The organism is Kocuria rosea subsp. polaris (assembly GCF_001483755.1).
GTDB classification, from domain to species: Bacteria; Actinomycetota; Actinomycetes; order Actinomycetales; family Micrococcaceae; genus Kocuria; species Kocuria cellulosilytica.
The window spans coordinates 192,906-216,006 of the sequence record NZ_LQBK01000033.1 but is presented as its reverse complement, the minus strand read 5'-3'; the positions used below and the strand labels follow the sequence as shown (position 1 = coordinate 216,006).

Sequence of the window (23,101 nt, the reverse complement as noted above, 5' to 3'; positions counted from 1 at the left end):
GCCCGCGGCACGGGCCCCGCCGGGGCAGCGGACACCGGGGGCGGAGGCGTCCTCGCCCGCCCACACTACGGCCCGCGGTCACCCCGTGCACGCCGCCACCACGGGTGCCCCGGCACGAGCGACCCGGACGCGCGAGCGCGGTGCCGCGCGGCAGATTTCATGCACGTGCATCCTGTGACGGACCGTGTGTTTCCGGACGGGAACAACGTCGCAGGTCAGCGGAGGCTGTCCACAGGCCACCGGAACGGGGTTGTGGGGACGACGGCGGCCCGGCCTATGTTCCTGTGCATGCGCTCCGTGGGGGAGCGCGGCCGGCGCGGATCCCGCGGCGGGCGACGTGCAGGGGGACCGATGACGGCACTGCTCTCCGAGGACGCGCTCGGGCTGGTCGAGGCCGAGGTGCGCGAGCTCATCCGGCGCCGGGGTCTGGACCCGGTGCTGGAGCTGGAGCGGACCCGGGAGCTGGTGGACGCCGCGGTGCGGGACTACGACCAGCGGTCGGCACGCGGGGTGCTGCCGGCCCTGGCCGACCTGGACGCCGCGCGCCGGGTGCTGCTGGATCTGGTGGCCGGGTTCGGCCCGCTGCAGCCGCTGCTCGACGACCCGCGGATCGAGGAGATCTGGATCAACGGCCCCGCGGAGGTCTACGCGGCCCGCGGCGGGGAGTCCGAGCTGACGAGCCTGGTGCTGACCGAGGCGCAGATCCGCAGTCTCGTGGAGCGCATGCTCAAGTCCTCCGGCCGCCGCCTGGACCTGTCCTCCCCGTTCGTGGACGCCGCACTGCCGGACGGGTCCCGGCTGCACGTGGTCATCCCCGACGTGACGCGCCGGCACTGGGCCGTGAACATCAGGAAGTTCGTGGCGCGGGCACGGCGGCTGGACGACCTCGTGGAGCTGGGCTCGCTGCCGCCGCGCGCGGCGCGGTTCCTCGACGCGGCCGTGGCCAGCGGGCTCAACATCCTGGTCTCGGGCGCCACGCAGGCCGGCAAGACCACGCTGCTCAACTGCCTGTGCGCCTCGATCGGACCGCGGGAGCGGGTGGTGACGGTCGAGGAGATCTTCGAGCTGCAGGTCCCGCTGCGCGACGTCGTGGGCATGCAGTGCCGCCAGCCCAACCTGGAGGGCACGGGCGAGATCCCGCTGCGCCGGCTCGTGAAGGAGGCGCTGCGGATGCGCCCGGACCGGCTCGTGGTCGGCGAGGTGCGCGAGGCCGAGAGCCTGGACATGCTCATCGCGCTCAACAGCGGTCTGCCGGGGATGTGCAGCCTGCACGCGAACTCGGCCCGGGACGCCGTGACGAAGATCTGCACCCTGCCGCTGCTGGCGGGGGAGAACATCAGCACCGGCTTCGTGGTGCCCACGGTGGCCTCGTGCTTCGACCTCGTGGTGCACTGCCACCGCGACCGGCACGGCCGGCGCCGGGTGAGCGAGATCCTCGCGATCGGCAACCGGGTCGAGAACGGTGTGATCGAGACCTACCCCGTCTTCGCCGAGGCCGACGGCGCCCTGCTGGCGGTGGCCGCCGAGGCGCCCGCCGCGTGGAAGTTCGAGCGGGCCGGGCACCGGGTGAGCGAGCTGCTGGCGGACGACGGCCCGGACGGGGCGGCGCGGTGAGCGCGGCGCTGGGAGTGCTGCTGGGGGCGGGCGTCTTCCTGCTCTGGTGGTCCTGCTGGGCCGAGGACGCGCCGCGCCCGGCCCGTGCGCGCCGCCCCGGCCGGACGCAGGAGCTGCTGCTGCGCGCGGACCTGGCCCGGGTCGGCCCGGCGGTTCTGCTGGCCGCCTGCGCCGCGGCTGGGACGCTGGGCGGCCTGCTCGTCGCCGCGGTCACCGGCGCGGCCGTCCTCGGCCTGTGCGCCGCCCTCCTGGGGGCCTGGCTCCCCGTGGCGGTGGTCCAGCACCGGGCCCGGAGCCGTGCGGCCGCCCTGCGGGAGGTGTGGCCCGACGTCGTCGACCACCTGCGCTCGGCGATCCGGGCGGGGATGTCCCTGCCCGAGGCACTGATCCAGCTGCAGTACCGCGGGCCGGAGCCGGTGCGCCCGGCCTTCGCCCGGTTCGCCGCCGACTACCGCGCGTCCGGCCAGCTGCAGGGTGCGCTCACCCTGCTCAAGGACCGGCTGGCCGACCCGGTGGCCGACAACATCGTCGAGGCCCTGCGGGTGACCCGGGAGGTCGGCGGGACCGACCTCGGCCGCCTCCTCGGGACGCTGTCGGAGTTCCTCCGGGAGAACGCCCGCACCCGCGGCGAGCTGGAGGCCCGCCAGTCCTGGACGGTCAACGCCGCCCGCCTCGCGGTGGCCGCGCCGTGGATCGTCCTGGCGCTGATGGCCACCCAGCCGGCCGCCATCCGGGCCTACGACACCCCGGCCGGCGCCCTCGTGCTGCTCAGCGGGCTGGTCGTGTCCGTGACCGCCTATCGCCTCATGCTGCGGATCGGGGCCCTGCCCGAGCCCGCCCGGGTGCTGCGGTGAGTGTCTCCCCCGCCCTGCTGGTGCTCCTCGGCCTGGTGCACGCCGCCGGCCTGTGGCTGGTGCTCACCGGGGCCCGGGTGACCGGCGGGCCGTCCTTCGCGACCCGCATCTCCCCGCAGCTGCGCTCGGTGGAGGTCGAGTCGGCGCTGCTCGCCCGCCCCGGGGACCGCGCGGTCCGGGCCCCGGGCCGGGCCGCGGCGGGACTGGATCCGCTCGTGCGGGCTCTGGCCCGGCGCGTGTTCCGGCACGCCGGCCCGTCGGCGGCCCTGGAGAGCCGGCTGGTGCGTGCGGGGTCCACCACCACGGTGGCGGACTTCCGCGCCGAGCAGCTCCTGTTCGCGACCGGGGGCCTGCTGGTCGGCGTCCTGCTCGGCGTGGCCGGTGCGGCCCGCTGGGGCACGGGCCCCGGCGGGGTGCTGCTGGCCGTCGGGGCCGCGGCGGCCGCCGGCCACCTGCTGCGCGGACACCTGCTGAGCCGGCGGATCCGCGTCCGTGAGACCCGGATGCTGGCCGAGTTCCCCGCCGTGGCCGAGCTGATGGCGCTGTCGGTGGGGGCGGGGGAGAGCGCCGTGGGTTCGCTGGAGCGGGTGTGCCGGGTGGCCGAGGGGGAGCTCACCGCCGAGTTCCGCGCGGTGCTCGCGCAGACCCGGTCCGGCGCCGGGCTCGTGCACGCCCTCCAGGACTTCTCCGCACGCACCCCGGTGGCACCGATCGGGCGGTTCGTGGACGGCATCGTCGTGGCCATCGAGCGCGGCACGCCCCTGGCGGACGTGCTGCGCGCCCAGGCCCAGGACGTGCGGGACAACGACAAGCGGGAACTGATGGAGGCGGCCGGGCGCAAGGAGATCGCCATGATGGTCCCCCTGGTGTTCTTCGTGCTCCCGCTGACGGTCGTCTTCGCCGTGTATCCCGGTCTCGCCGTTCTCGAGCTCGGCTTCTGAGCTCTCAGCCGGGCGGCCGGAGAGCGGCCGCCCCCCAGGAAAGGACACCCCATGACCCACCTCCACCGGCTCGCCGCCCTGCTCGGCGTCCTCGCCCCGGCACTGTCCGCGCTGCGCGAGCGGCTCTCCGCCGACGACCCGGACCGCGGCGACGTCCCCGGCTGGGTGATGCTGACCCTCATGTCGGCGGTGCTCGTGGCGGGCCTGCTGCTCGTGGCGCAGCCGGCCCTGGAGGGACTCTTCCAGGACGCGATGGCCCGCGTGAGCCAGAACTGAGCATGGGCGGGATCCGTGCCCGGGCGGACACCGGGCCCCCGGAGACGGACCGGGGCAGCGCGGTGGTCGAGTACGTGATGGTGGCCGGCCTCGTCGCGATGATCTTCGCGGCCACGCTGCAGCTCGCGCTGGCCCTGCACGTGCGCAACACGCTGGTCGACGCCGCCGCGGCCGGCGCCCGGTACGGCACCCTGGCCGACCGCTCGCCCGAGGACGGGGTCGAGCGGACCCGCCGGATCGTCTCCGGCGCCCTGGGTCCCCGGTACGCCCAGGACGTCGCGGCCGCCCCCGTGACGACCGGCGAGCTGCGGACCCTGGAGATCACGGTGGTCTCCCCGCTGCCGGTGATCGCGCTGTTCGGCCCGCCCGACTCCCTGGAGGTGCGCGGCCATGCCGTCCTCGGGGACTGAGGCGGTCGGGAGGACCGCGGCCGCCGGGACTGCTGCGGCGCCCGCGACGGGACGGACCACGGCGCCGGCCCGTGCGCCCGGCGCGGCGGACGGGGCGGGGAGCCCCGGGGGGAGCGACGAGGGCAGCGCAGTCGTGGAGTTCGTCGCGCTGGGCACGCTGCTGCTCGTGCCCGTGATCTACTTCGTGCTCGCCGTGGCCCAGGTCCAGGCCGGGGCCTTCGCGGTCGTGGCCGCCGCGCAGCAGGCCTCCCAGGTGCTGGCCCGGGCCGAGCCCGGGGAGCTCTCGGACGCCGGGCTGACGGCGGCGGCGCAGCTGGCGGCCACGGACCAGGGCTTCGCGCCCGAGCGGCTGGGGATCCGGCTCGAGTGCTCCGACGGCGCCTGCGGGACGCCGGGGGCGGTGGCCACCGTGCACGCCACCCTGGAGGTCCCGCTGCCGCTCGTGCCCGGGTTCACGGACCTGGACGTCGCCGTGCTGACGTCCTCGGCCACCGTCGTGCTGGGGCGCTACGGATGAGCGGGCGGGCGGCGCACCCGGGCGGGAACCGGGACGACGAGGACGACGGCCAGGTCACGATCCTGGTCATCGGCTTCGCGGTCGTGCTGCTCCTGCTGACGGTCGTGGTCATGGGCGTCACCGCGGTCTACGTGGGGGAACGCAAGCTCCAGGTGCTGGCCGACAACGCCGCGCTCGCCGCGGCCGACACGTTCGTGGCCCTGCGCCCGGGGGAGGGCGGGGCCCCGCCGGCGACGGTCCTGGACGACGACGCCGTGGCGGGGGCCGCGGCGGCCTACCTGGACACGGTCCGGGCCGGTGCGGACACCCCGGGCCTGGTCCTGGCCGCACCCACCGGGAGCCCCGACGGGCGGACCGCGGAGGTGTCGCTGTCCGCCGTCGTGCACCCGCCGGTCGTCAACCTGCTGGTGCCCGACGGCATCCCGATCACCGCCACGAGCGAGGCCCGCGCCCAGCTGGGGCGGTAGCAGCGTCCCCCGGCGCCGAACTCACCGGTTCCGCCCGAGAGGCCCGCAGGAACGGCCAGGTCTCGGGCGGAACCGGTGCGTTCGGCGGCACGGGGGCGGGTGGGCGGGTCAGTAGCCGGCCGGGAGCACGGCGGAGCGGTCGAACTCCTCCGTGCCGCGCACCGTCCCGTCCTCGCCGATCAGCGTCACGCCCTTCTCGGAACCGCGGCGGCCGGCGCCGGAGATGTCGGCGCCCACGTCGGCCACCACGTTCTCGAGGGTCACCCCGGCACCCACCCGGACGCCGTCCAGCAGCACCGAGCCGCGCACCGTGGCCCCCTCCTCGACGACGACGCCGGGCCCGAGCACCGAGCGCTCCACGGCGCCGCGCACGATCGCGCCCGCGGCGACCATGGACCGGCGCAGCTCGGCGCTGCCGGCGATCCGGGCGGGTACCCGCTGCGGCTGGGCCGAGAGGATCGGCCAGCCGGGGTCGTCGAGGGTGACGCCCTCGCCGTCGAGCATCTGCAGGTGGGCCGTCCAGTAGGACTGCAGGGTGCCCAGGTCCATCCAGTACCCCTCCAGACGGTGCTCGACCACCGTGCGGTGCGCCACGAACCACGGGACCAGGTCGTTGCCGTAGTCCTCGAGCCGGCCCTCCTGCTCGTGCAGGACGTCCAGGGCCTCCAGCAGCTTCTGCGCGTCGTACAGGAACATCTCGCCGGCGACCAGCCGCCCGCGGGGCGTCTCGGGCTTGTAGTCGAAGCCGGTGACGCGCCCGTCGTCGTCGGTCTGCACCACGCCGTAGCGGGAGGGGTCCTCGTCGACGAGCGTGGTGACCACGGTGAGATCGGCGTCCCGCGCGAGGTGGGTGTCGATCACGTCGAGGAAGTTCAGCGTGTAGAGGTGGTCGGCGCTGAGCACGAGGACCAGGTCCGGGGCGAAGTCGCGGATCAGGTCCTTCTGCCGGTAGAGGGAGTCCGCGTTGCCCTCGGCGAAGCCCTCGCCCTCGGTCCCCTCGTACGGGGGCAGGACCTGGAGGCCGCCGTGGGTCCGGTCCAGGTCCCAGGGGCGCCCGTTGGCCAGGTGGACGTTGAGGCTGTGCGGGAGGAACTGCTCGACGACCCAGACGTCCGAGACGTGGGAGTGCACGAGGTTGGACAGGGCCACGTCGATGAGCCGGTAGGTGCCCGCCACGGGCAGGGCGGGCTTGACCTTCTTCTCCGTCAGGGCGCCGAGGCGGGAACCCTTGCCCCCGGCGAGGATCAGGGCCAGTGTGCGGGGGATGCGCATCGTGCGTCCTTCCTCTCGGCACCATCCTGCCAGAGCGGGGCCGGGCGGGGCCGGGACGATTTGCCCCCATGCGATAATCTTGGCTTCCATGGCCTCCCTTGACTTCCCGGCAGAGATCTCCGCCCTTCGTTCCACGTTCGCGTCCATCGAGGCCGTGAGCGACGTCGACGCCATCAAGCGGGACATCGCCGAGCTCTCGCAGCAGGCGACCGCCCCGGACCTCTGGGACGACCCGGCCTCGGCGCAGAAGATCACCTCCAAGCTCTCGCACAAGCAGTCCGACCTCGAACGGCTCGAGAAGCTCGGCGGCCGGATCGACGACATCGAGGTCATGGTGCAGCTGGCCGCCGAGGAGGACGACGCCGAGACCCTGGAGCTCGCCGTCGAGGAGCTCGCCGCGGTCAAGAAGGCGCTCTCCCGGCTGGAGGTCCAGACGCTGCTCTCGGGCGAGTACGACGAGCGCGAGGCCGTGGTGACCATCCGCTCCGGCGCCGGCGGCGTGGACGCCGCCGACTTCGCCGAGATGCTCATGCGCATGTACCTGCGCTGGGCCGAGCGCCACGGCTATCCGACCACCGTCCTCGACACCTCCTACGCGGAGGAGGCGGGCCTGAAGTCCGCGACCTTCGAGGTCAAGGCGCCCTACGCCTTCGGCACGCTGTCCGTGGAGGCCGGCACCCACCGGCTCGTGCGCATCTCCCCGTTCGACAACCAGGGGCGGCGCCAGACCTCGTTCGCGGCCGTGGAGGTCATCCCGCTCATCGAGCAGGACGACTCGATCGAGATCCCGGAGGCGGAGATCAAGGTGGACGTCTTCCGCTCCTCGGGCCCCGGCGGGCAGTCCGTGAACACCACGGACTCCGCGGTGCGGATGACGCACATCCCCACGGGCATCGTGGTGTCCATGCAGAACGAGAAGTCCCAGATCCAGAACCGCGCCGCCGCGCTGCGCGTGCTCAAGTCCCGGTTGCTCCTGCAGCGCCAGGAGGAGGAGAGCGCCAAGAAGAAGGAGCTTGCCGGGGACGTCAAGGCCTCCTGGGGCGACCAGATGCGCTCCTACGTCCTGAACCCGTACCAGATGGTCAAGGACCTGCGGACCAACCACGAGGAGGGCAACCCCTCCGCGATCTTCGACGGCGCGATCGACGGCTTCGTCGACGCCGGCATCCGCTGGCGCGCCGACCAGCGCCACGCCCCGGCCGACGCCTGAGCTCCCGCGGGATCCCCGCCAGGGCCCCGGCCGACGACCGGCCGGGGCCCGGTGCTCAGCGGCGCAGGAAGCGCGCGACCGTCCGTCCCGGCAGGGTGCGGGCCTCGGGCTCGGCCGGGCCGGGCGCGGCGGGATCGACGGCCGGGTACAGCTCCTCCGCCTCGCGCAGCTTCGTCCGGTGCAGCCGTGCGGCCGTGGCCGGGAAGGCGGCGGACCGGGCGGGTGCGGCCGGTTCCGTGCTGCCGGTCGGCGTGAGGGACCAGCCGGTGCCGGCCTCGAGCAGGGACTGGTGCTTGATGCGGTAGTAGTCCGGGCTGACCTCCAGCGCGGTGCCCTCCGCGCCGCACGCGGCCGCGAGCAGGTGGAAGTGGAACCGGGAGGTGAGCCAGGTCTGGCCCGGGCGGGCCGGGAAGCCCTCCTGCCACACCCGGGTGAAGGGCACGAAGTTCTCCTCCGGGACGAGATCGGCGAGCCGGTCGAAGGCCGCGCGGTCGGCGCCGGGGATCGCCTCGAGGTAGCGCACGGGCCGCCCGGCCAGCGCCGGGCCCGTCAGGGCGGCCCGCACGGCGGCGACGGCGTCCTCGAGGACCCCGGGCTCGGACATGTCGCTCTGCAGGCACACCCACACGTCGCCGTCGGCCGCTCCCTCGGCCGGAGCGCCGGTGAAGCCCGCGAGGCCCGGGAGCCCGAGGAAGGCGTCGTCGGGGGCGCGGTCGGCCCGGGCGAGCTGGGCGCTGGGCGCGTCGCGGACCGTGGCGTGCTCGAAGGCCCCCAGCGCGGTGCGCAGCCCCTCGGCGTCGGCGGCGGGGGACAGGCCGAGGCCGGTGGCGACGAGGCGCGCACCGGACACCTCGCGCAGCCGCAGGGCCGCGCGCAGCAGGCGCGCGTGGTGCGGCCAGATGGAGTTCAGGTAGCCGCCCCCGATGAAGTGGACCGAGCCGGCCCGGCGGGCGCCGAGCAGGCCGAGGTCGTAGCGGGGGGAGCCCAGGTGCGTCACCACCCGGTCCACGTGGGCGTCGGCCGCGGCAGGGTCCATCCCCGCCGTCTCGACGGCGAGCCGCCACAGGGTGTCGGTGGTCCGCAGCCGCGGGTGCAGGTCCGCGAACAGGTGGGACGCCAGCCCCGGGTTCGGGCAGTCGAGCCACACCTCGGCGTCGGGCCGGGCGCGGGCGAGGAAGCGCAGCCACGACGCGGCGATGAACTCGTCGCCGAAGTTCGGGTGGCCGCTCGTGCCGACGAGGTACAGGACCTCCCGGACGGGCGGGGGCTCGGTGGGGACTGGATCCAGCATCCGCTCAGCTTAGCGGGTGCCGCGACGGTGACCTGGGGCGACGCCCGGGCACCGGACCCGGCTCCCGGCGCGGCCGGCGACCGTCCGTTCCGCGCCGGCGCCGTGGCGTAGGATGGAGGCCCTGCCGCGTGCCCCGGTGCGCGGCCGTTCCCCGCCCGCACCGTCCCCAGGGAGGAGGCCCATGGCCAAGAAGGACTCCGGTCGCCAGGTCGTCGCCAACAACAAGAAGGCCCGGCACGACTACCACATCCTCGACACCTACGAGGCGGGCCTCTCGCTCATGGGCACCGAGGTGAAGTCCCTGCGCATGGGGCGCGCCTCGCTCGTGGACGGGTTCTGCCAGTTCACCGACGGGGAGCTGTGGCTCGAGGGCGTCCACATCCCCGAGTACCTGCAGGGCTCGTGGACCAACCACTCCGCCCGCCGCCGCCGCAAGCTGCTCCTGCACCGCACCGAGATGGACAAGATCCAGCAGAAGACCCGGGAGGCCGGCTTCACGATCGTCCCGCTCTCCCTGTACTTCGTGGACGGGAAGCGGGCCAAGGTCGAGATCGCGGTGGCCAAGGGCAAGCGGGAGTACGACAAGCGCCAGGCGCTGCGGGAGCAGCAGGACAACCGCGAGGCGCAGCGCGCCATGCGCTACAAGAACCTGGGCTGAGGCGCCCGGGCATCCCTTGCGGCCGGCATGTACCGCGCGGTAGACTGGGTTGTCCCGCTGCGGCGGGATGCTTGACAAACGAATACGGGGATGATCGGTTTCGACGATGTGAGTTGAGACAGGGGAAGCGGGTCGAGGACGCAGAGTTATCTCGTAAACGCTCTCTGTAAAACAATAGTTGCCAATTCCAAGAGCAACGCCACGCAGTCCACTTTCGCGCTCGCTGCGTAAGTAGACTCACCAGTGGCTGTCAGCCCGGGTTCGCCTTCGACCCGGGGCCTGGCATCAGCTAGAAGGCCACTGCTCCAGCCGTTCGTCGCGGGCGTCTGGAGAACACTTTCGCGACTGAGTCCGTCGGCCACGTGTCTGCACGAGGGCCGGGACTGAGAAGACGCCAAGCAGACTGCACCCGGAGAAGCCCTGACAATGCTGCATCGGACGGGGGTTCAATTCCCCCCATCTCCACCTCTGAAGTTCAAAAAGTGTCTTCTCAGTCAGAAGCCTTTTTCAACGACAGGCAACGCACTACTGTCCTCCACATGAGGTCGCTGTTCCTTTCGCGGACAGGCCTCGTGTGGGGGACAGTTGCGTATCTGCACCATTAACCGATCCCGGTTGCTCGACGGGCCGCCCCTGCTGTTGCCCAACGGCCGGACCTTCGACCCCTCCATCGCCCTGGAGGTCCTCGACCGGCACGGCCTGCCCGACGGCTACCCCTTCGTCCTCGACGACGACGGGACAGCGGACGGATGCCGCTATCTGAACCGGTACCTACTCGAGGCCTGGCAACAACGCGGTCTGACTCTCGACACCATGCGCAAGACCCACATCCGCTTTCTGACCCGCTTCCTGCGTTTCATACGAGTCCGGCACGCCCAAGTGGAAGCCGCCGCTCAAGAGCAGGACCTCAACATATGGCTCGCCGATCACGGCGAACCAACCCTGGACCTCACCGACGTCACCCGCGATGACCTGTTCGAGTACCGAAAGCACCGCCAGAACTTTGGGATCAAGGGTTCAACTCTCAATAACGAACTCTCCGCTCTCAGCGGCTTCTATCGCTACGCGCTCGACCGTGGCTGGATCACAACGGACCCCGTCCCTCGCTGGGGCACCAAGAAGCGCAACACGCTCATCACCCGATCTCGAGAGCAGCGCGTCGAGAAGTTTCTTACGTTGCCCCAGGCAAAGCACTTCCTCGAAGTCGGCCTCCGCGGTGACGGAGCCGATCAGCACAGGCCTGCCTACCCAGAACGCGACTACGGTTACGGCCTGCTCTTGCTGACCACCGGAATGAGACGCGAAGAAGCCGGCCACCTCCTCGACTGCGAAGTGCAGCCTTTGGAAGAGATGCCACCCTCCGGTGTGGACTCCTTCCGCCGCACCGGCAAGTACCAGGTCATCCGAGACGTCTACATCACCACCGAATTCGTCAACGGCCTCCATCTCTATCGCACCGCAGAACGCCCCACCATCATCGCCGCCGCCCAGCCCAGCCTCCGTGAGAAGCGCCGGGCGGGCCAGCTACTCGTCGTCGACCGCATCGGACACCGCAAGGGGCAACCCACGATTGTCATCCGCGGAACAACCATCCCAGCCGTCGAATTCAGCATCGAAAACCGCCGACGAGCCGTGCGCATCGCCGACGACGGCACCATAGAACCTCTGGCGCTTTTCCTCAGCCGTCGAGGTCTCCCGCCGCACATCGACTACTGGGACCACCTGTTCACCGACGCCCGCCAACGCGTCCACGATCACGGCTCGGCGCTCCGCCCACCGGCCCACGTGCACGTCACACCCCACACCATGCGCCACACCTTCGCGGTGCACTGCCTCTCAGAACTGATGCGCTCTGCCCAAGGCCGCGCCCTCGACCCCTATGCCCTGGTCAAGAATCCGGTCGAGACCGTCCGCCAGCTCCTCGGGCACGCCTCCATCGAAACCACCCAGAAGTACATCTACGCCGCAGAGATTTGGCAAGAAGAAGCCCCCAGCGCTCTGCGCCGCGTCGCCGAAGCAGTCACCAGCGGACTTGCTAAACCCGAAGATCTACAAAGTCCAAGTGGTGGGGTCACGTCGTGAAAGAGGAACCCCCTCGAACAGGGACCGCCGACGGAACCCCGCAGGTCGACACGACGACGAGAAAAGTGGCCTATCCAAGAGATGGGCGGGATCATTTCCACTACATCCACCCCATGACTTTTCCCACACCAGTCCTCGCCGCGCACCTCGCGGACAAGTGGGTCGAAGTCAGCCGCGAAGTGCCCGGCAGCTCATCCGAGCTTGCGACGGGAGTGCGGCTGTTCCTGCGGCACCTCGGGCAACGGTTGCACCAGGCGGAATGCTTGGCGGGGTTCGGGCTCTACGACATTCGGCGGCGTCACTTGGACTCTTGGGAACAAGAGCTGAGAGACCGACGCCAACGCAGCCATACCGACACTCCGTATCGCTATGCCGTCCATTTCTTCGCTCTTCTCGACCGCATTGAGTGCGACGTTCCGGGCTTATTGCACCCCGAAGTCGTGCGGCGCATTGAGCAAGGCACGCGACTTACTCACCTCAGGAACCCAGGGCTCCCTGCCTACGGCTCTCGCGAAGTGAGGCGCATGCGCTTTCGCGCCCATCACGTCATATACCAGGCCATCCAAAACGAAAGCCCACAGGGCGCTGATAGACAGACACTCGTCGCCCTGAGCCTCCTGCTGTCGTTGGCCACCGGAGAACCCATCGAAGTCCTGCGGCAATTGACCATCGGTAAGGTCCTCGCCACTGCCTCCTCGGGTCACGACGAGGCCACTCGAGACATGACCCATTCGCAACGACTCAGCTATCTAGCACAGCAGGATGCCGTTGACGCCTATGCCCTCACCTACACCAAGGAGCGCGCCGGTGGCGAAACCCACGGAAACGTCTATACCCGGCGCGACCGAGACGCCCACAGGGCGCTGACCGCCCTCCTGCGCCTCACCGCGACTATCCGGTCCCGTGCGGATACCGACACCCTCTGGATCTGCATTCGGGCAGACGGGACTGTCCAGGAGCCGCCCTGGTCGCAGACCGTGTGGTCGTTACGACGATGGACCAAAGACCACGGTATTGGCGTTGCGGAACCGGTGATTTGGAACCGGTTCCGCAAGGTCGTGGTAGCCGAGGAAGCGCTGGAACAGGGCGGCAGTTACCTTCGCCGCACAGTTCGCCACAGTCCAGATGTCTTCATCAGGCACTACACCACCTCAGCCGTACTCCGGAAGAAAGCCGGCCGCCTATTGATGGACGCCATCAGCGAGTACTTCACCACAGCAGTGGCCGGTCCGCTGGTCGTCACCCCCGAAGCGCAGAATCTCCTGGCTGCAGGTCAACAGACCTCAACACTGCCGGGCGACCTGGGAGCCAAGCTTCTCAACGGCGACCTTGACGGTCCCCACACCGCCTGCCGCGACCCCCTCGACAGTCCATACCAGGAAGCGGGAGAGATCTGCCGGCTGTCCACCACCGGTACATGCTTTGGATGCCCCAACGCACTGATTACCCAAGACCACCTGCCCGCGGCCCTGCTCATCGCCGAGATCGCCGACCCAGCACGGTCCGCAGACCCCCGAGCATGGTTGGAACGCTGGAAACACATTCACGAAGTCCTGACCCAAATCGTCCTCCCTGCGTTCTCGGCCGACGCCATCGAGGCCGCCCGCACCAAAGTTGGCACCGTTCCATTGAATATCGGCACAGCAAACGACATGAGAGGCCCTGGTGATGAGTGAACAATCATGTGCATCTGGAGCAAGGCGGTGGCTCCTCAACCCTGAGGAGCCCGTTTTCGACGGTCTTGTGGAAGGCCCTCGATACGGAGACGACCTTTGGGATCTCCAACCAATTATTTTCAGGGAAAGTGCCAAAGGAAGACGCCTCGACCTACGGACAATACCTGCTGAATACCGAGAGAGCGTTCGAAATGTCCTCGCTGTGATGGCCAACCCAAATCATCCAGCAGTTGTAGAAGTGGGGGCCAGCTACCGCGGGAAACCCGCGGTTCCCACGGGTGTCATCACGGCATTTTATGGACTGCGGACGATCGCCAACTGGGGACATGAACAAGGACTCAGAGACTTCCCGGACTGGACCCAGTGGGACGCCGATATGTTCCTGGGGGCATTACGAACTGGCCGACATAGACCCAACGCCGGAGCGCTGGCGCCCGAGGCCATTCGACGCTACGTCGACCAGCTGAAGGACATTAGAGCATCGTCCCCGGCGCTCCCCGGAGGCGGGCTTGCGTTTCAGCCCTGGGGTTCGCTGAGTTCGGTCACGGTGGCAGAGGTTCAAAGGCAATCCGAGAACAGTACGACACCTTTGGCATGGGAGACCTGGGCGCCAGTTGTCTCGGCCGCATGGACGGTGGTGAATCGATTCTCGCCTGACATTCTCTTGGCTAACGAAACCATGCGTTCTTTGCCGGCAGCTCCGCGTGGCCCAGGCGGGTCCTATGCCTGGCGCGTCGTGCAACGGTGGGCCGAAAGCGGAGGGGTGGTTCCACTTCATACTGGATCTGGTCGAACAACAGCCAACCGCGGCGCAGTGAACATACGCCTTGTTGCGCGCATGCTGCGTATCAACGACTCGATTTTTAACAAGTCAAACCACAATTTTCGACCAGAAGCCATCGAAATGTTTGACGAAATGGCACTGGATTCAGAACGAAGTGCCCTCGGAGGACTTGTCCAACCAACCGTGCCAGTCATTCATAGCGACGGCACAACGACACCCTGGATATCAGAAATTGGACTGGGTGAGGCGGAATACTTGACGGGCGTCCTTCGCGGCTCCTGCTACGTAATGTTGGCCGCACTCACAGGGATGCGGGACAGCGAGATTCAATCCTTGACCCGCGATACAGCGACGACCCTTGATGGATTGCCCGCGCTAGCTGGCCGCCAGTACAAGGGAGTACCCGAGGCGGAAGGGCAAGAACGAGGATGGTGGGCGCCCGAGCCGATTTTTCGAACTATCGAAGTGGTGAGTGCGCTCTCACTGCATCCGACGCACCTATTCGCCCGCAGCGCCGTCGATGTCGGCGCCTACGATGCCACACGCGACATCCGACGCCTCATCGCCTTTGTCAATGGCAATCCGCGAACCCGGCTGGGACGCGGCCAGGGATTAGGGCTGGATCCCGTTTACGTCGACGTCCGTACATCAACCAACGGACTCACGCTAAGACGGTCATTCAGCGTCTACACGGCCACCAAGCCCGGAGCCGAACTTGGTCTGGGCATCCAATTAGGCCATCTGGGTGCTCGCACCACTACAGGCTATCTCTCCGATGGTGCTCAGCAACTTACCAAAACGATGGACGATGACCGACGATCCGCGCTACGCGGATACGCAGCCGCCATCATTTCGGGAAGTGAAACCGGTGCAGGCCCCGCTAGAAAAAAGGTGCAAGAAATGCGTGCTCAAATCATCACTGATCCTCGTCGCGCCGAGTACATCACCAACAAGCTCGCCGAACGACTCCACTTGGGCATCACCAACGATTGCATGTTCAACGCGTCGACCGCCGCCTGTGGCTCAAATGGGCCATTTCTCGGCGACCACATCTGTTCCGGGAGTGATTGTGCCAACTCCCTCTACACAACCAAGCACCGTAAGGTGCTCGAATCGCACATTGAGCGAATCGATAAGTTCCTCGACGGAGGCAAGGGGCACCAACAGTTCATTGAACATCTGCGCAAGGACCGAGCCCGTATCGTAGCGCTCCTCCGTGAAATGACACGGGAGCAGGAACTGCACGAGGAAGAATCGTGATGAGCGCGCTACGCCGGAAGCAGGTCACCCCCGAGGTGTTCCGCCGGATTGCCGACGCCATCGATGCCATGGCCGTGGACGACGCGGCCAAGCGAACCAAACGCGAGATCGAGCGTCGGTCGGGGCTAAGCCACGACGCCGTCGACCGAGCGTTCAAGCAGGACGAGGAAGCAGAAACCGAGTGGCATATCACTAGGCGTTTCCACGACCTTCGGGAGGGCCGGGGTACCGGGATGAGCCCGGACCGACGCCGCAAGGTGGAGACCAAGCAGGCTCTGGCCGATGCGAAGGAAAAACTGAAGGCCGAAGAACGGCAGAACGAACGCTACATGATGGCGCTGTTCGCCATGCACCTCAATGCAACCGAGCAGGACAGGGCCCAAGAAGGTGACGTGATCCCCATGGGGCGTAATCGACGACCCAATCGCTGGACGTAGCAGCCCGCCATACCCCGTGGGGTCGATGAAGCCAACCGTGTACGAACGGACAGATTCCGGCAAGCGCATGGAACCGATCGAGCGGTGCGTTCAATGAGCCGCCGGTCGAACGCCAGCCAGGGCCAAGGTGGGAAGCACTTAGGATCAACTCCGTGAGCAAGCAAAAGAAAAGCCTCATCGCAGTCCAGGTGACCACGTTCGTCGTAGTCAAGGACGGCTACGCGCTTCAAAGGGCTGCTCGAGCCAGAGCCATCGCCAGAGCGCATGCGTGCGACACCGGGGTCCTGGAAGAAGAACTCAAAACGATCGCTAGCGGTCCAGCAGGGGCTCTCATGGTCGGGTTGGACCCGGTGCCTTTCATCGAGTCCCTGCCGGGCGTGAAAGCAGATGGCCCGAGTGTCTACGCCTTCGACCAATTGAACACAGACGACCAAGCTCCTCCCGAGGCTAAGCCCTGACGGATGGCAATGCGCCAACATACGTGCGCTACCCCCGCGCTGTCGTGTGGATTACACCTCTACGTCCGTCGTCTCTAGCGCACGGTCACGCAGTCGCTGATGTAGCCCGCCCTTGAGGAGGATGTCGAGGAGGCGTCCGTCGTCGGACAGTTCCAGTAGCACATTGGTAGCCTTCTGGTGGCCTTCGCCGGCCGTGTAGATGATGCCCTCGATCTCTTCCCGTAGTGACGGGGAGGTAGCGAAGTCGACAGGACCATTGGCCATGGCTTCGTGCTGGAGCTGCTCGCTTTCTTCGGCGTGGCGGAAGACGGACTGGACGGCGTTGAGCTGGTCGGCGTCGGTGATGCCGGTGCCTTCGAAAAGCTTGTTGATGTGCTCAATGAGCTGCTCGAAGGTGCCCTTCTCTCTCTCCCGAACCTGCCCGGAGCCGGCCTCAGTCATGGGCTTGAGGCCTTCGCCCTGGCCATCTTGGAGGGTCAAATCGGCGGCTTGCTGTTTTTTGAGCTTGTAGTGAGTCAGGACCACATCTGACAGATCCAGGGCGGTGGAGTCAGTGTCGGGGTCAGCCAGCAGCCGGGCAAGCAGCTTGAGGTAGATGGCCAGCTTTTCCACCCTCGTGTCGCCGTAGTCGATGATCTGGGAGAAGAAGTCATAGGCCTTGGTGAAGGCTCCGACAGTGGAGCGAAACTCTTCAAGGGTGGCAACCTCCAGCTCGTCGGTCTTCAGGCGGGCTTGGCGCATGCGGTCGTGGAAGACATCCGCGCCGGGTTTGAGGTAGGAGTAGAGCTCGTTGTGGGCGGCCTTGGCACCCTTATGCCGCAGGTGCTGGGTGACCCAACGGGTGGCCACCGCATCGATGTAGTTGTCGTCGTAGATACCGACGGCGTCGAGCTTAGCGATCATGTCGTGGACGATGTCGGGGTCGGACTCGCCTTGAAGCTCGGCGTCCTCGTAGTAGTCCTGGAAGGCATTGAGAATGAGCTGGGGGTCGTTGACGAAGTCCAGGACGTAGGTCTGCTCCTTGCCCGGGATCACCCGGTTGAGCCGCGACAGTGTCTGGACGGCGGCGATGCCGGAGAGCTTCTTGTCCACGTACATGCCCACCAGCAGGGGCTGGTCGAAGCCGGTCTGGAACTTGTTGGCCACCAGCATGATCTGGAACTCGTCCGTGCCGAACGCGGTTGTCAGGCCCCGTCCCTTCAGACCAGGGTTCATGGTGATCTCGGTGAACGAGTCCGGTCCCGACTCCCGGTCCTCGACTTCCCCGGAGAAGGCGACCAAGGCAGCCAGTTGGGGGGTGTAGTCCTTCTCGTCCAGGTAGCGGTCGATGGCCAGCTTGTAGCGCACGGCTTCCTTGCGGGAGCCGGTGACGACCATGGCCTTGGCTCGGCCGGCCAGGTGGTGGGCGACGTTGTCGCGGAAGTGCTCCACGATCACCGCGACCTTCTGCTCGATGTTGTAGGGGTGCAGCTTCACCCACTGCAGCATCTGCTTGGCCCCCTTGTCCCGGTCCACCTCGAGCTCCCCAGGGTGGGTGCGGGCGTTGGCGATGCGGGCGGCCATTTGGTAAGTGGTGTAGTTCTTCAGCACGTCCAGGATGAAGCCCTCCTGGATGGCCTGCTTCATCGAGTACAGGTCGAAGACCTGCTTCACCCCGTACTCGTCGTCCCGGCCGAACAGCTCAATGGTCTTGGCCTTCGGGGTAGCGGTGAACGCAAAGAACGACAGGGTCTTCGACGCCCCGGCGCGGGTGGCCATCTCGGCGGTCAGCACGTCCTCCGCGCTGATATCTTCGCCGTCCTCCAGCGCGTCGGCAGTGAGGACTTTCTTCAGGGACTTGGCGGCGTCGCCGGCCTGGGAGGAGTGGGCCTCGTCGGCGACGATCGCGTACGTCTTGCCCTTCAGCCCCTGGTTCTCCTGAATCACGGTGAGAGCGTGGGGGAAGGTCTGTAGGGTGACCCCGATGATTCTCTTACCTGCAATCAAAGCATCGGCCAGCTGCTTGGACTTCGAGCCCTCCGAGCCGGAGGTGATAGGGGCGAACACGCCTTTGACAGTCTCTAACTGCTCCACGGCCTTCTGCAGCTGTCCGTCTAGCACGGTGCGATCGCTGATGACGATCACCCCGTCGAAGACCTTGGACCCGTCCTCCCGGTGCAGGGAGGACATCCGGTGGGCGGTCCAGGCGATCGAGTCAGTCTTGCCGGACCCGGCGGAGTGCTGGATCAGGTAGTTGTGCCCCGGTCCTTCCACCCGGGCCGTCTCCGCTAGCTTCGTGACCACCCGCCACTGGTGATAGCGCGGAAAGCGCGCCGCTGCCGCCCAGGACTTCTTATCGGTGATCGCATCCATGCGTTCCTCGAAGCGGTAGTGCACGAACTTCGACAGGATCGTCAACCACGCATTGCGATCCAACACTTCTTTCCAGAAGTAAGAGGTGGGGCTGGATCCATCCACGGGTGCGTTGCCGGCGCCATTGTTGTGGCCAGAGTTGAAGGGCAAAAAGCGGGTGGCCGCGCCCTCCAGCTTGGTAGTCATGTGGACCTCCTCATTAGAGACCACGAAATGCACCAGGGCTCCCCGCCCGAAGGTCAGCAGGGGCTCACCGGCAGGGGAGCGGTCGTGTCGGTACTGTGCCAGGGCGTTCTCGATGGATTGGGTAAGATCCGTCTTCAGCTCCGCGGTGGCCACCGGAATCCCGTTGACGAAAAACACCAGATCCAACGACTTCCTGCTGCCTAAGGAGTAATGGACCTGGCGCATCACCCGCACCCGGTTCCGCCCGTACCGTTCCACGGTGACCGGGTTCAGACCGTCGGCCGGCTGAGGCTGCAACATCCGGAACGGCGCCGCTCCCGTGACGGAGAAGCCCTTCTTCAGCAGATTCAAGGTCCCGCCAGCGTTGTAAGGATCGGTGGCTGCGACTTTCACTATCCGATCCAGGATCCGCACTCGAGCCTTCGACTGCAGCGCCGGAGAATCGTCAGGCTTAACTACCTTAGCTAGCTCCTCCGGGGCGGTCTCCTCCAGCCACGCCATGATGTCCCCTGGGAACAGTGCTCGTTCCACGTCATAACCGGTGTCCGTGGGGGAGTAGAGCCAACCGTGGGAAGCCAGGTGCTCGCACAGTTCTGACTCGAACTCCACCTCGTTATGCAACGCCATGCGACTCGAGCACCTTTTCTGTTGATTTCTGCCAGTTCCTGACGTCTATCTTGCCCGTCACTGCTGCCGAGATCAGCGCAGCGCGCCGCTCCTTTGACAATGCAATGGATTTCTGAGCATCCGAAATAGCAGCGTTCACTTCTTTGGTCTCATGATTGAGGCGTTCGACAATGGCTTGTTGTTCAGCTTTAGGGGGCCGCAGGAAAGGAATATTGCTGAAATCTGAGTATCGGATCGTATTCCTAAGTCCGGCGTAATATCCCTTGTATGACTTGTATTGATCAAATGCCAAATAGTGGTACGCCACAAACTCGGGCAAAAATCCATCTCGAACTTCAGTGACTGTGTAAGCGCCAGTCACCATGCCCGGTTCAGGAGCTCTGCCCACAGTGCGTGGAGTCTCTTCGACATCGAATAGACAGAAGATGATGTCGTCACGATTAACAGCCTGATAAGTTGTAAAATCAGATGGCATCTTGCCGACAATGTTTTCGAGATCTCGAGGAATGACGCCGTTGAGCGTGAGGGAAAGAAGTAGGTGGTCGCTCCAGCGATTCCCTACAATTTGTTTCTTTTTTCGTACCGCCGCCTTCATTCGGGTCACTGTCCAATGCGCAGGTATTTTTCCCAGTAGCTGATATCCACTGTGAGCCATCGGAACGTCATGGTAGGTGCCTGTGGTTACAGTCGTCAGGATACTGGCCGCTCGCCGCTCGTTAATTAGATCAATGAGTTCCTCTTGGTCAGCAATAAAATTATCAATTTTCGCTACTTCTCTATCAAGGAAAACGACGATTCCCTCTTGATCGCTTGGGGGTGGAATAGCAACGGATAAATTCCCGAGGACAGTGCCTGTAAGATTGGCTAAGCCCGTCGTTGTGGTGGATTGTAGGTTAATCTGCTGTCGCACTTCCCTTGATCGCATGACGTACCAAAAGAATTTTGGGTGGCATTGACTGGTCACTCGAAGTCTTTGCATGAAATTCGAATATGCCGCACCCATTTCTTCGATTTCCGGTGTAACCAGAGAAGTTTTCCCAATGTGATCAGCGCTTCCACTGGATTTAGTCACTACAAGGTCGTCTGCTAATAAGTGGAATCGAGATTTTTCAACCGGCGACAAGGATCGAATTGCAGGTTCCGACACCTTCCAATGTCCGTCAACTGTCTGATCAGTAGAACGCAGAACATAGGTGTCGTTGACACCGGAAGGATCCTCACCCCAAACTCCACCGTTATTTCTGGTGAGCTGTCGTTTAAGGGGGCTGATGACCCAGCTGGCCGGAATTTCGTCGAGCCAGTTCACCCCAGTGGGTACGTACTGAGGGTACGGATGGGTTTCGCTCATGCCTTGACCTCATCTAAACGGGCGCGGATGCGACCTAGAACCGCGTCAAGATCACCATCGATTTCCTCTAGGGGACGGGGCGGTACGTATTGGTAGAAGTAGCGCGTGAAGGGCATCTCGCAGCCTTCCTTTGTCTTAGCCTCGTCGATCCATGCGTCGGGTACGAATGGTGTGACCTCCCGATTAAAGTACTCGTGTATGTCTTCGTCCCAGGGCACATTTTCGGTATCGCGTAGCTCAGGATCCGGTTCGACTCTCCCCTTAGTGGTGGTGCAGGGATCTGCAGTGTCGTCGCGTTCCGACAGCCCGACAATCAGTGTTTTGAACTGGGTGGGACTCAATAACAAGCCGACAGCCGCAAGCGCCTTACGGACCATTCCGTTAAATCGATCGCGGTTAGTCACTACCTCCTTATCGAGTGTTTCTAAGGCTTCACGCAGCTGGCGGACCTTATTTTCGTCCAACTGTTGCAATGGTTTCAACGACAGGGCGGCGGTGACACGTTCTTCTGTGGCAATGAAGTTGAGCTTCAATGGTCGCTCGACCGTGATAGTGCGGTACAAAAAGTCAGTGATGTTGAAAATCTTGGAGTGCTCGTTTTCCTCGAAGGACCCGTAAAGCCTTACGATGCGGGCGATGTCCTCAGGGTTGAGTTCGTTCCGTTTGGAACCCAGTCCCTTGCGCATCTTTCCAAAAAATTTCGACCCGTCGATCAGCTGCACCTTGCCAGCCCGCTCCGGGGCTTTCTGCTTGGAGAGGACCCAGACGTACGTGGCGATACCGGTGTTGTAGAACATGTCGTTCGGCAGGGCGATGATCGCTTCGAGGTAGTCCCGTTCCAGGATCCACTTGCGGATGTTTGACTCCCCGGATCCGGCCCCGCCTGTGAACAGCGGGGAGCCGTTGAGGACGATGGCTCCACGGCCACCGGTTGAGTCCTCCTTATGGGGGCGCATCTTGGAGATTAGGTGCAACAGGAAAAGCATGGAGCCGTCTGAGACCCGGGGCAGTCCAGGGCCGAAGCGCCCAGCGTATCCTCGGAGTTCGTGCTCCTCGCGCACCTCCTTCTCCTGTTTTTTCCAATCCACACCGAACGGGGGATTGGAGAGGCAGTAGTTAAAGGTCAGTCCAGGGTGTCCATCGCCGGTGAGCGTGTCGCCTAGAACGATGGCGTCCACGGACTGGCCCTTGATCACCATGTCGGCCTTGCAAATGGCGTAGGACTGCGGATTGACTTCTTGCCCCGCCAGGGTCAGCTGTGCTCTTGGATTCATCTCGCGCAAATGATCCTCGGCGACGGAGAGCATGCCGCCTGTACCGGCTGTTGGGTCATAGACGGAACGCACGATGTGCTGGTCCCGGAGTTCGGTGGTGTCCCCGGCGAAAAGTACATCCACCATGAGCTCAATGACCTCGCGCGGAGTGAAATGCTCACCAGCGGTTTCGTTGGAGGCTTCGGCGAACTTGCGGATGAGCTCTTCGAAGATGTGCCCCATCTTCTCGTTAGACACTTGATTGGGGTGCAGGTCTACCTCAGCGAAACGCTGCAGTACCAGGAACAGCAGGTTGGCTTGCTCGAGCTCTTCAATGCGGTCCTGGATTTTGTACTTCTCGAAGATGTCGCGCACATTGGGGGAGAAGGCGTTGATGTAGGCGGTGAGGTTCGCTCCAACGTTCTCCGGATCGCCCATGAGTGACTCCAGGTCGAAGCGGCTGGTGTTGAAGAACGAGTACTGGTGCCCCGTCTTCTGTCGTAGCAGCACCGGGCGTACGGGCAGTCCTTTCTGCTGAGCGTCAGACACGACCTCGAGCACGGCTGGCTTGGTGTCGGCCAGCACGCTGTCCAGGCGCCGCAGGACGGTGAAGGGAAGGATGAAGTCGCCGTACTGATGAGCCTTGAAGTTGCCTCGCAGCAGGTCGGCGATGCTCCAGATGAACGATGCGTAGTTGACCAATCGGTGTCCTTCTTGCTGTTGGGGGCGTGCCGCGACGAGAGCAACATCCACGGGGTCTCTTTGTTGCACGATACCTGTAGCCGCTACACCAAGCTTTCGACATGCTGATCACAAAGAGCGGCGCAGAACCAGGAGGAAGGTTGCTGGTTGAGTGTTCTACTCGCAGAGAATGCAAGGAGCAAGCTGTGCCCTCACCGCGGGACAAGCCGTTGCAGCCTCCTATGGGCGAGTTTCGTCTTTATGCCTAGGTAGTACTCCGTAAGCCCCTTCTTCGGAATGACGAGTGGCATAACGTAATGGCGTGCGAAGGATGAATGTCACGGTGTGGCGCACACTGGCACGACACCAGTGTCTGGCCGATTCACTGGACGCGACTGACCTGGCGTCGTGGACTCCGCGGGTCCTGGTGAACCTGGACCGACTGGT

At 65.6% G+C, this 23,101-nt stretch carries 19 protein-coding genes and 1 other RNA gene; 15 read left to right on the top strand and 5 right to left on the bottom strand.

Going from position 1 to position 23,101, the window contains the following annotated elements:
* Positions 1-351: 351 nt before the first annotated feature.
* The 7 genes from AVL61_RS13160 to AVL61_RS13130 all read left to right on the top strand — a co-directional run bounded on the left by AVL61_RS13160 (position 352) and on the right by AVL61_RS13130 (position 5,079).
* On the top strand, positions 352-1,614 hold the full coding sequence (locus tag AVL61_RS13160; RefSeq protein ID WP_058874769.1) for a TadA family conjugal transfer-associated ATPase: 1,263 nt from the start codon (positions 352-354) through the stop codon (positions 1,612-1,614).
* Positions 1,611-2,468, top strand: a complete 858-nt coding sequence (locus AVL61_RS13155) for a type II secretion system F family protein (RefSeq protein ID WP_058874768.1) — start codon at positions 1,611-1,613, stop codon at positions 2,466-2,468. The genes AVL61_RS13160 and AVL61_RS13155 overlap by 4 nt, the downstream gene beginning before the upstream one ends.
* Complete coding sequence (locus tag AVL61_RS13150) at positions 2,465-3,409, top strand: type II secretion system F family protein (RefSeq protein WP_058874767.1); 945 nt, start codon at positions 2,465-2,467, stop codon at positions 3,407-3,409. The genes AVL61_RS13155 and AVL61_RS13150 overlap by 4 nt, the downstream gene beginning before the upstream one ends.
* A 51-nt stretch (positions 3,410-3,460) precedes the next feature.
* Positions 3,461-3,685 (top strand): hypothetical protein, encoded by a 225-nt coding sequence (locus AVL61_RS13145; RefSeq protein ID WP_058874766.1) that lies wholly within the window; start codon positions 3,461-3,463, stop codon positions 3,683-3,685.
* A 2-nt stretch (positions 3,686-3,687) separates the two neighbouring features.
* A complete protein-coding gene (locus AVL61_RS13140; RefSeq protein WP_058874765.1) occupies positions 3,688-4,095 on the top strand; it encodes a TadE family protein in 408 nt (135 codons plus the stop codon).
* Between the two features lie 133 nt (positions 4,096-4,228).
* Complete coding sequence (locus AVL61_RS13135) at positions 4,229-4,612, top strand: hypothetical protein (protein WP_058874764.1); 384 nt, start codon at positions 4,229-4,231, stop codon at positions 4,610-4,612.
* Positions 4,609-5,079: a pilus assembly protein TadG-related protein gene (locus tag AVL61_RS13130; protein ID WP_058874763.1), complete on the top strand. Its 471-nt coding sequence runs from the start codon at positions 4,609-4,611 to the stop codon at positions 5,077-5,079. The genes AVL61_RS13135 and AVL61_RS13130 overlap by 4 nt, the downstream gene beginning before the upstream one ends.
* Before the next feature lie 108 nt (positions 5,080-5,187).
* On the opposite strand, the gene AVL61_RS13125 is transcribed toward AVL61_RS13130, so the two are convergent.
* Positions 5,188-6,351, bottom strand: a complete 1,164-nt coding sequence (locus tag AVL61_RS13125; RefSeq protein ID WP_058874762.1) for a glucose-1-phosphate adenylyltransferase family protein — start codon at positions 6,349-6,351, stop codon at positions 5,188-5,190.
* A gap of 88 nt (positions 6,352-6,439) precedes the next feature.
* Between AVL61_RS13125 and prfB the strand changes: the two genes are divergently transcribed.
* Entirely contained in the window at positions 6,440-7,561 is a 1,122-nt protein-coding gene (prfB, locus tag AVL61_RS13120) for a peptide chain release factor 2 (RefSeq protein WP_058874761.1), read from the top strand.
* Between the two features lie 55 nt (positions 7,562-7,616).
* Here prfB and AVL61_RS13115 read toward each other — a convergent pair whose 3' ends face one another.
* A complete protein-coding gene (locus AVL61_RS13115) occupies positions 7,617-8,852 on the bottom strand; it encodes a polysaccharide pyruvyl transferase family protein (RefSeq protein ID WP_058874760.1) in 1,236 nt (411 codons plus the stop codon).
* Positions 8,853-9,033: 181 nt separating this feature from the next.
* Between AVL61_RS13115 and smpB the strand changes: the two genes are divergently transcribed.
* From smpB to AVL61_RS17980, 7 genes are all read left to right on the top strand, one after another.
* Positions 9,034-9,510, top strand: coding sequence for an SsrA-binding protein SmpB (gene smpB / locus AVL61_RS13110; protein ID WP_058874759.1), 477 nt, complete (start codon positions 9,034-9,036; stop codon positions 9,508-9,510).
* 86 nt (positions 9,511-9,596) lie between these two features.
* Positions 9,597-9,978: a transfer-messenger RNA gene (ssrA, locus tag AVL61_RS17550) on the top strand.
* Between the two features lie 117 nt (positions 9,979-10,095).
* The gene (locus AVL61_RS13105; protein ID WP_157571431.1) at positions 10,096-11,592 is read left to right on the top strand and encodes a tyrosine-type recombinase/integrase; all 1,497 of its coding nucleotides are present in this window, start codon (positions 10,096-10,098) and stop codon (positions 11,590-11,592) included.
* The gene (locus tag AVL61_RS13100) at positions 11,589-13,268 is read left to right on the top strand and encodes a hypothetical protein (protein ID WP_157571430.1); all 1,680 of its coding nucleotides are present in this window, start codon (positions 11,589-11,591) and stop codon (positions 13,266-13,268) included. The genes AVL61_RS13105 and AVL61_RS13100 overlap by 4 nt, the downstream gene beginning before the upstream one ends.
* A gap of 202 nt (positions 13,269-13,470) precedes the next feature.
* Positions 13,471-15,312 (top strand): hypothetical protein, encoded by a 1,842-nt coding sequence (locus tag AVL61_RS17985; RefSeq protein ID WP_157571429.1) that lies wholly within the window; start codon positions 13,471-13,473, stop codon positions 15,310-15,312.
* Positions 15,312-15,749 carry a hypothetical protein gene (locus tag AVL61_RS13090; RefSeq protein ID WP_157571428.1) on the top strand — a complete coding sequence of 146 codons (438 nt, stop codon included), beginning with the start codon at positions 15,312-15,314 and terminating at the stop codon, positions 15,747-15,749. The genes AVL61_RS17985 and AVL61_RS13090 overlap by 1 nt, the downstream gene beginning before the upstream one ends.
* Positions 15,750-15,901: 152 nt before the next feature.
* Positions 15,902-16,207 (top strand): hypothetical protein, encoded by a 306-nt coding sequence (locus AVL61_RS17980; protein WP_157571427.1) that lies wholly within the window; start codon positions 15,902-15,904, stop codon positions 16,205-16,207.
* Positions 16,208-16,258: 51 nt separating this feature from the next.
* Here the strand turns inward: AVL61_RS17980 and AVL61_RS13085 are convergent, their stop codons facing one another.
* From AVL61_RS13085 to AVL61_RS13080, 3 genes are read right to left on the bottom strand one after another with little or no spacing between them, the layout of a single operon-like run.
* The gene (locus AVL61_RS13085; RefSeq protein WP_058874754.1) at positions 16,259-19,372 is read right to left on the bottom strand and encodes a type I restriction endonuclease subunit R; all 3,114 of its coding nucleotides are present in this window, start codon (positions 19,370-19,372) and stop codon (positions 16,259-16,261) included.
* Entirely contained in the window at positions 19,359-20,720 is a 1,362-nt protein-coding gene (locus AVL61_RS17975) for a restriction endonuclease subunit S (RefSeq protein ID WP_157571426.1), read from the bottom strand. Before AVL61_RS17975 ends, AVL61_RS13085 begins: the two co-directional genes overlap by 14 nt.
* Positions 20,717-22,675, bottom strand: coding sequence for a type I restriction-modification system subunit M (locus AVL61_RS13080; protein ID WP_058874753.1), 1,959 nt, complete (start codon positions 22,673-22,675; stop codon positions 20,717-20,719). The genes AVL61_RS17975 and AVL61_RS13080 overlap by 4 nt, the downstream gene beginning before the upstream one ends.
* Between the last annotated feature and the right edge of the window lie 426 nt (positions 22,676-23,101).

Coding starts and splice junctions, on each gene's coding strand:
- prfB (WP_058874761.1), top strand. CDS start 6,440: ATGGCCTCCCTTGACTTCCCGGCAGAGATCTCCGCCCTTCGTTCCACG.
- AVL61_RS13125 (WP_058874762.1), bottom strand. CDS start 6,351: ATGCGCATCCCCCGCACACTGGCCCTGATCCTCGCCGGGGGCAAGGGT.
- AVL61_RS13085 (WP_058874754.1), bottom strand. CDS start 19,372: ATGGCGTTGCATAACGAGGTGGAGTTCGAGTCAGAACTGTGCGAGCAC.
- AVL61_RS13140 (WP_058874765.1), top strand. CDS start 3,688: ATGGGCGGGATCCGTGCCCGGGCGGACACCGGGCCCCCGGAGACGGAC.
- smpB (WP_058874759.1), top strand. CDS start 9,034: ATGGCCAAGAAGGACTCCGGTCGCCAGGTCGTCGCCAACAACAAGAAG.
- AVL61_RS13145 (WP_058874766.1), top strand. CDS start 3,461: ATGACCCACCTCCACCGGCTCGCCGCCCTGCTCGGCGTCCTCGCCCCG.
- AVL61_RS13160 (WP_058874769.1), top strand. CDS start 352: ATGACGGCACTGCTCTCCGAGGACGCGCTCGGGCTGGTCGAGGCCGAG.
- AVL61_RS13130 (WP_058874763.1), top strand. CDS start 4,609: ATGAGCGGGCGGGCGGCGCACCCGGGCGGGAACCGGGACGACGAGGAC.
- AVL61_RS17975 (WP_157571426.1), bottom strand. CDS start 20,720: ATGAGCGAAACCCATCCGTACCCTCAGTACGTACCCACTGGGGTGAAC.
- AVL61_RS13090 (WP_157571428.1), top strand. CDS start 15,312: ATGAGCGCGCTACGCCGGAAGCAGGTCACCCCCGAGGTGTTCCGCCGG.
- AVL61_RS13115 (WP_058874760.1), bottom strand. CDS start 8,852: ATGCTGGATCCAGTCCCCACCGAGCCCCCGCCCGTCCGGGAGGTCCTG.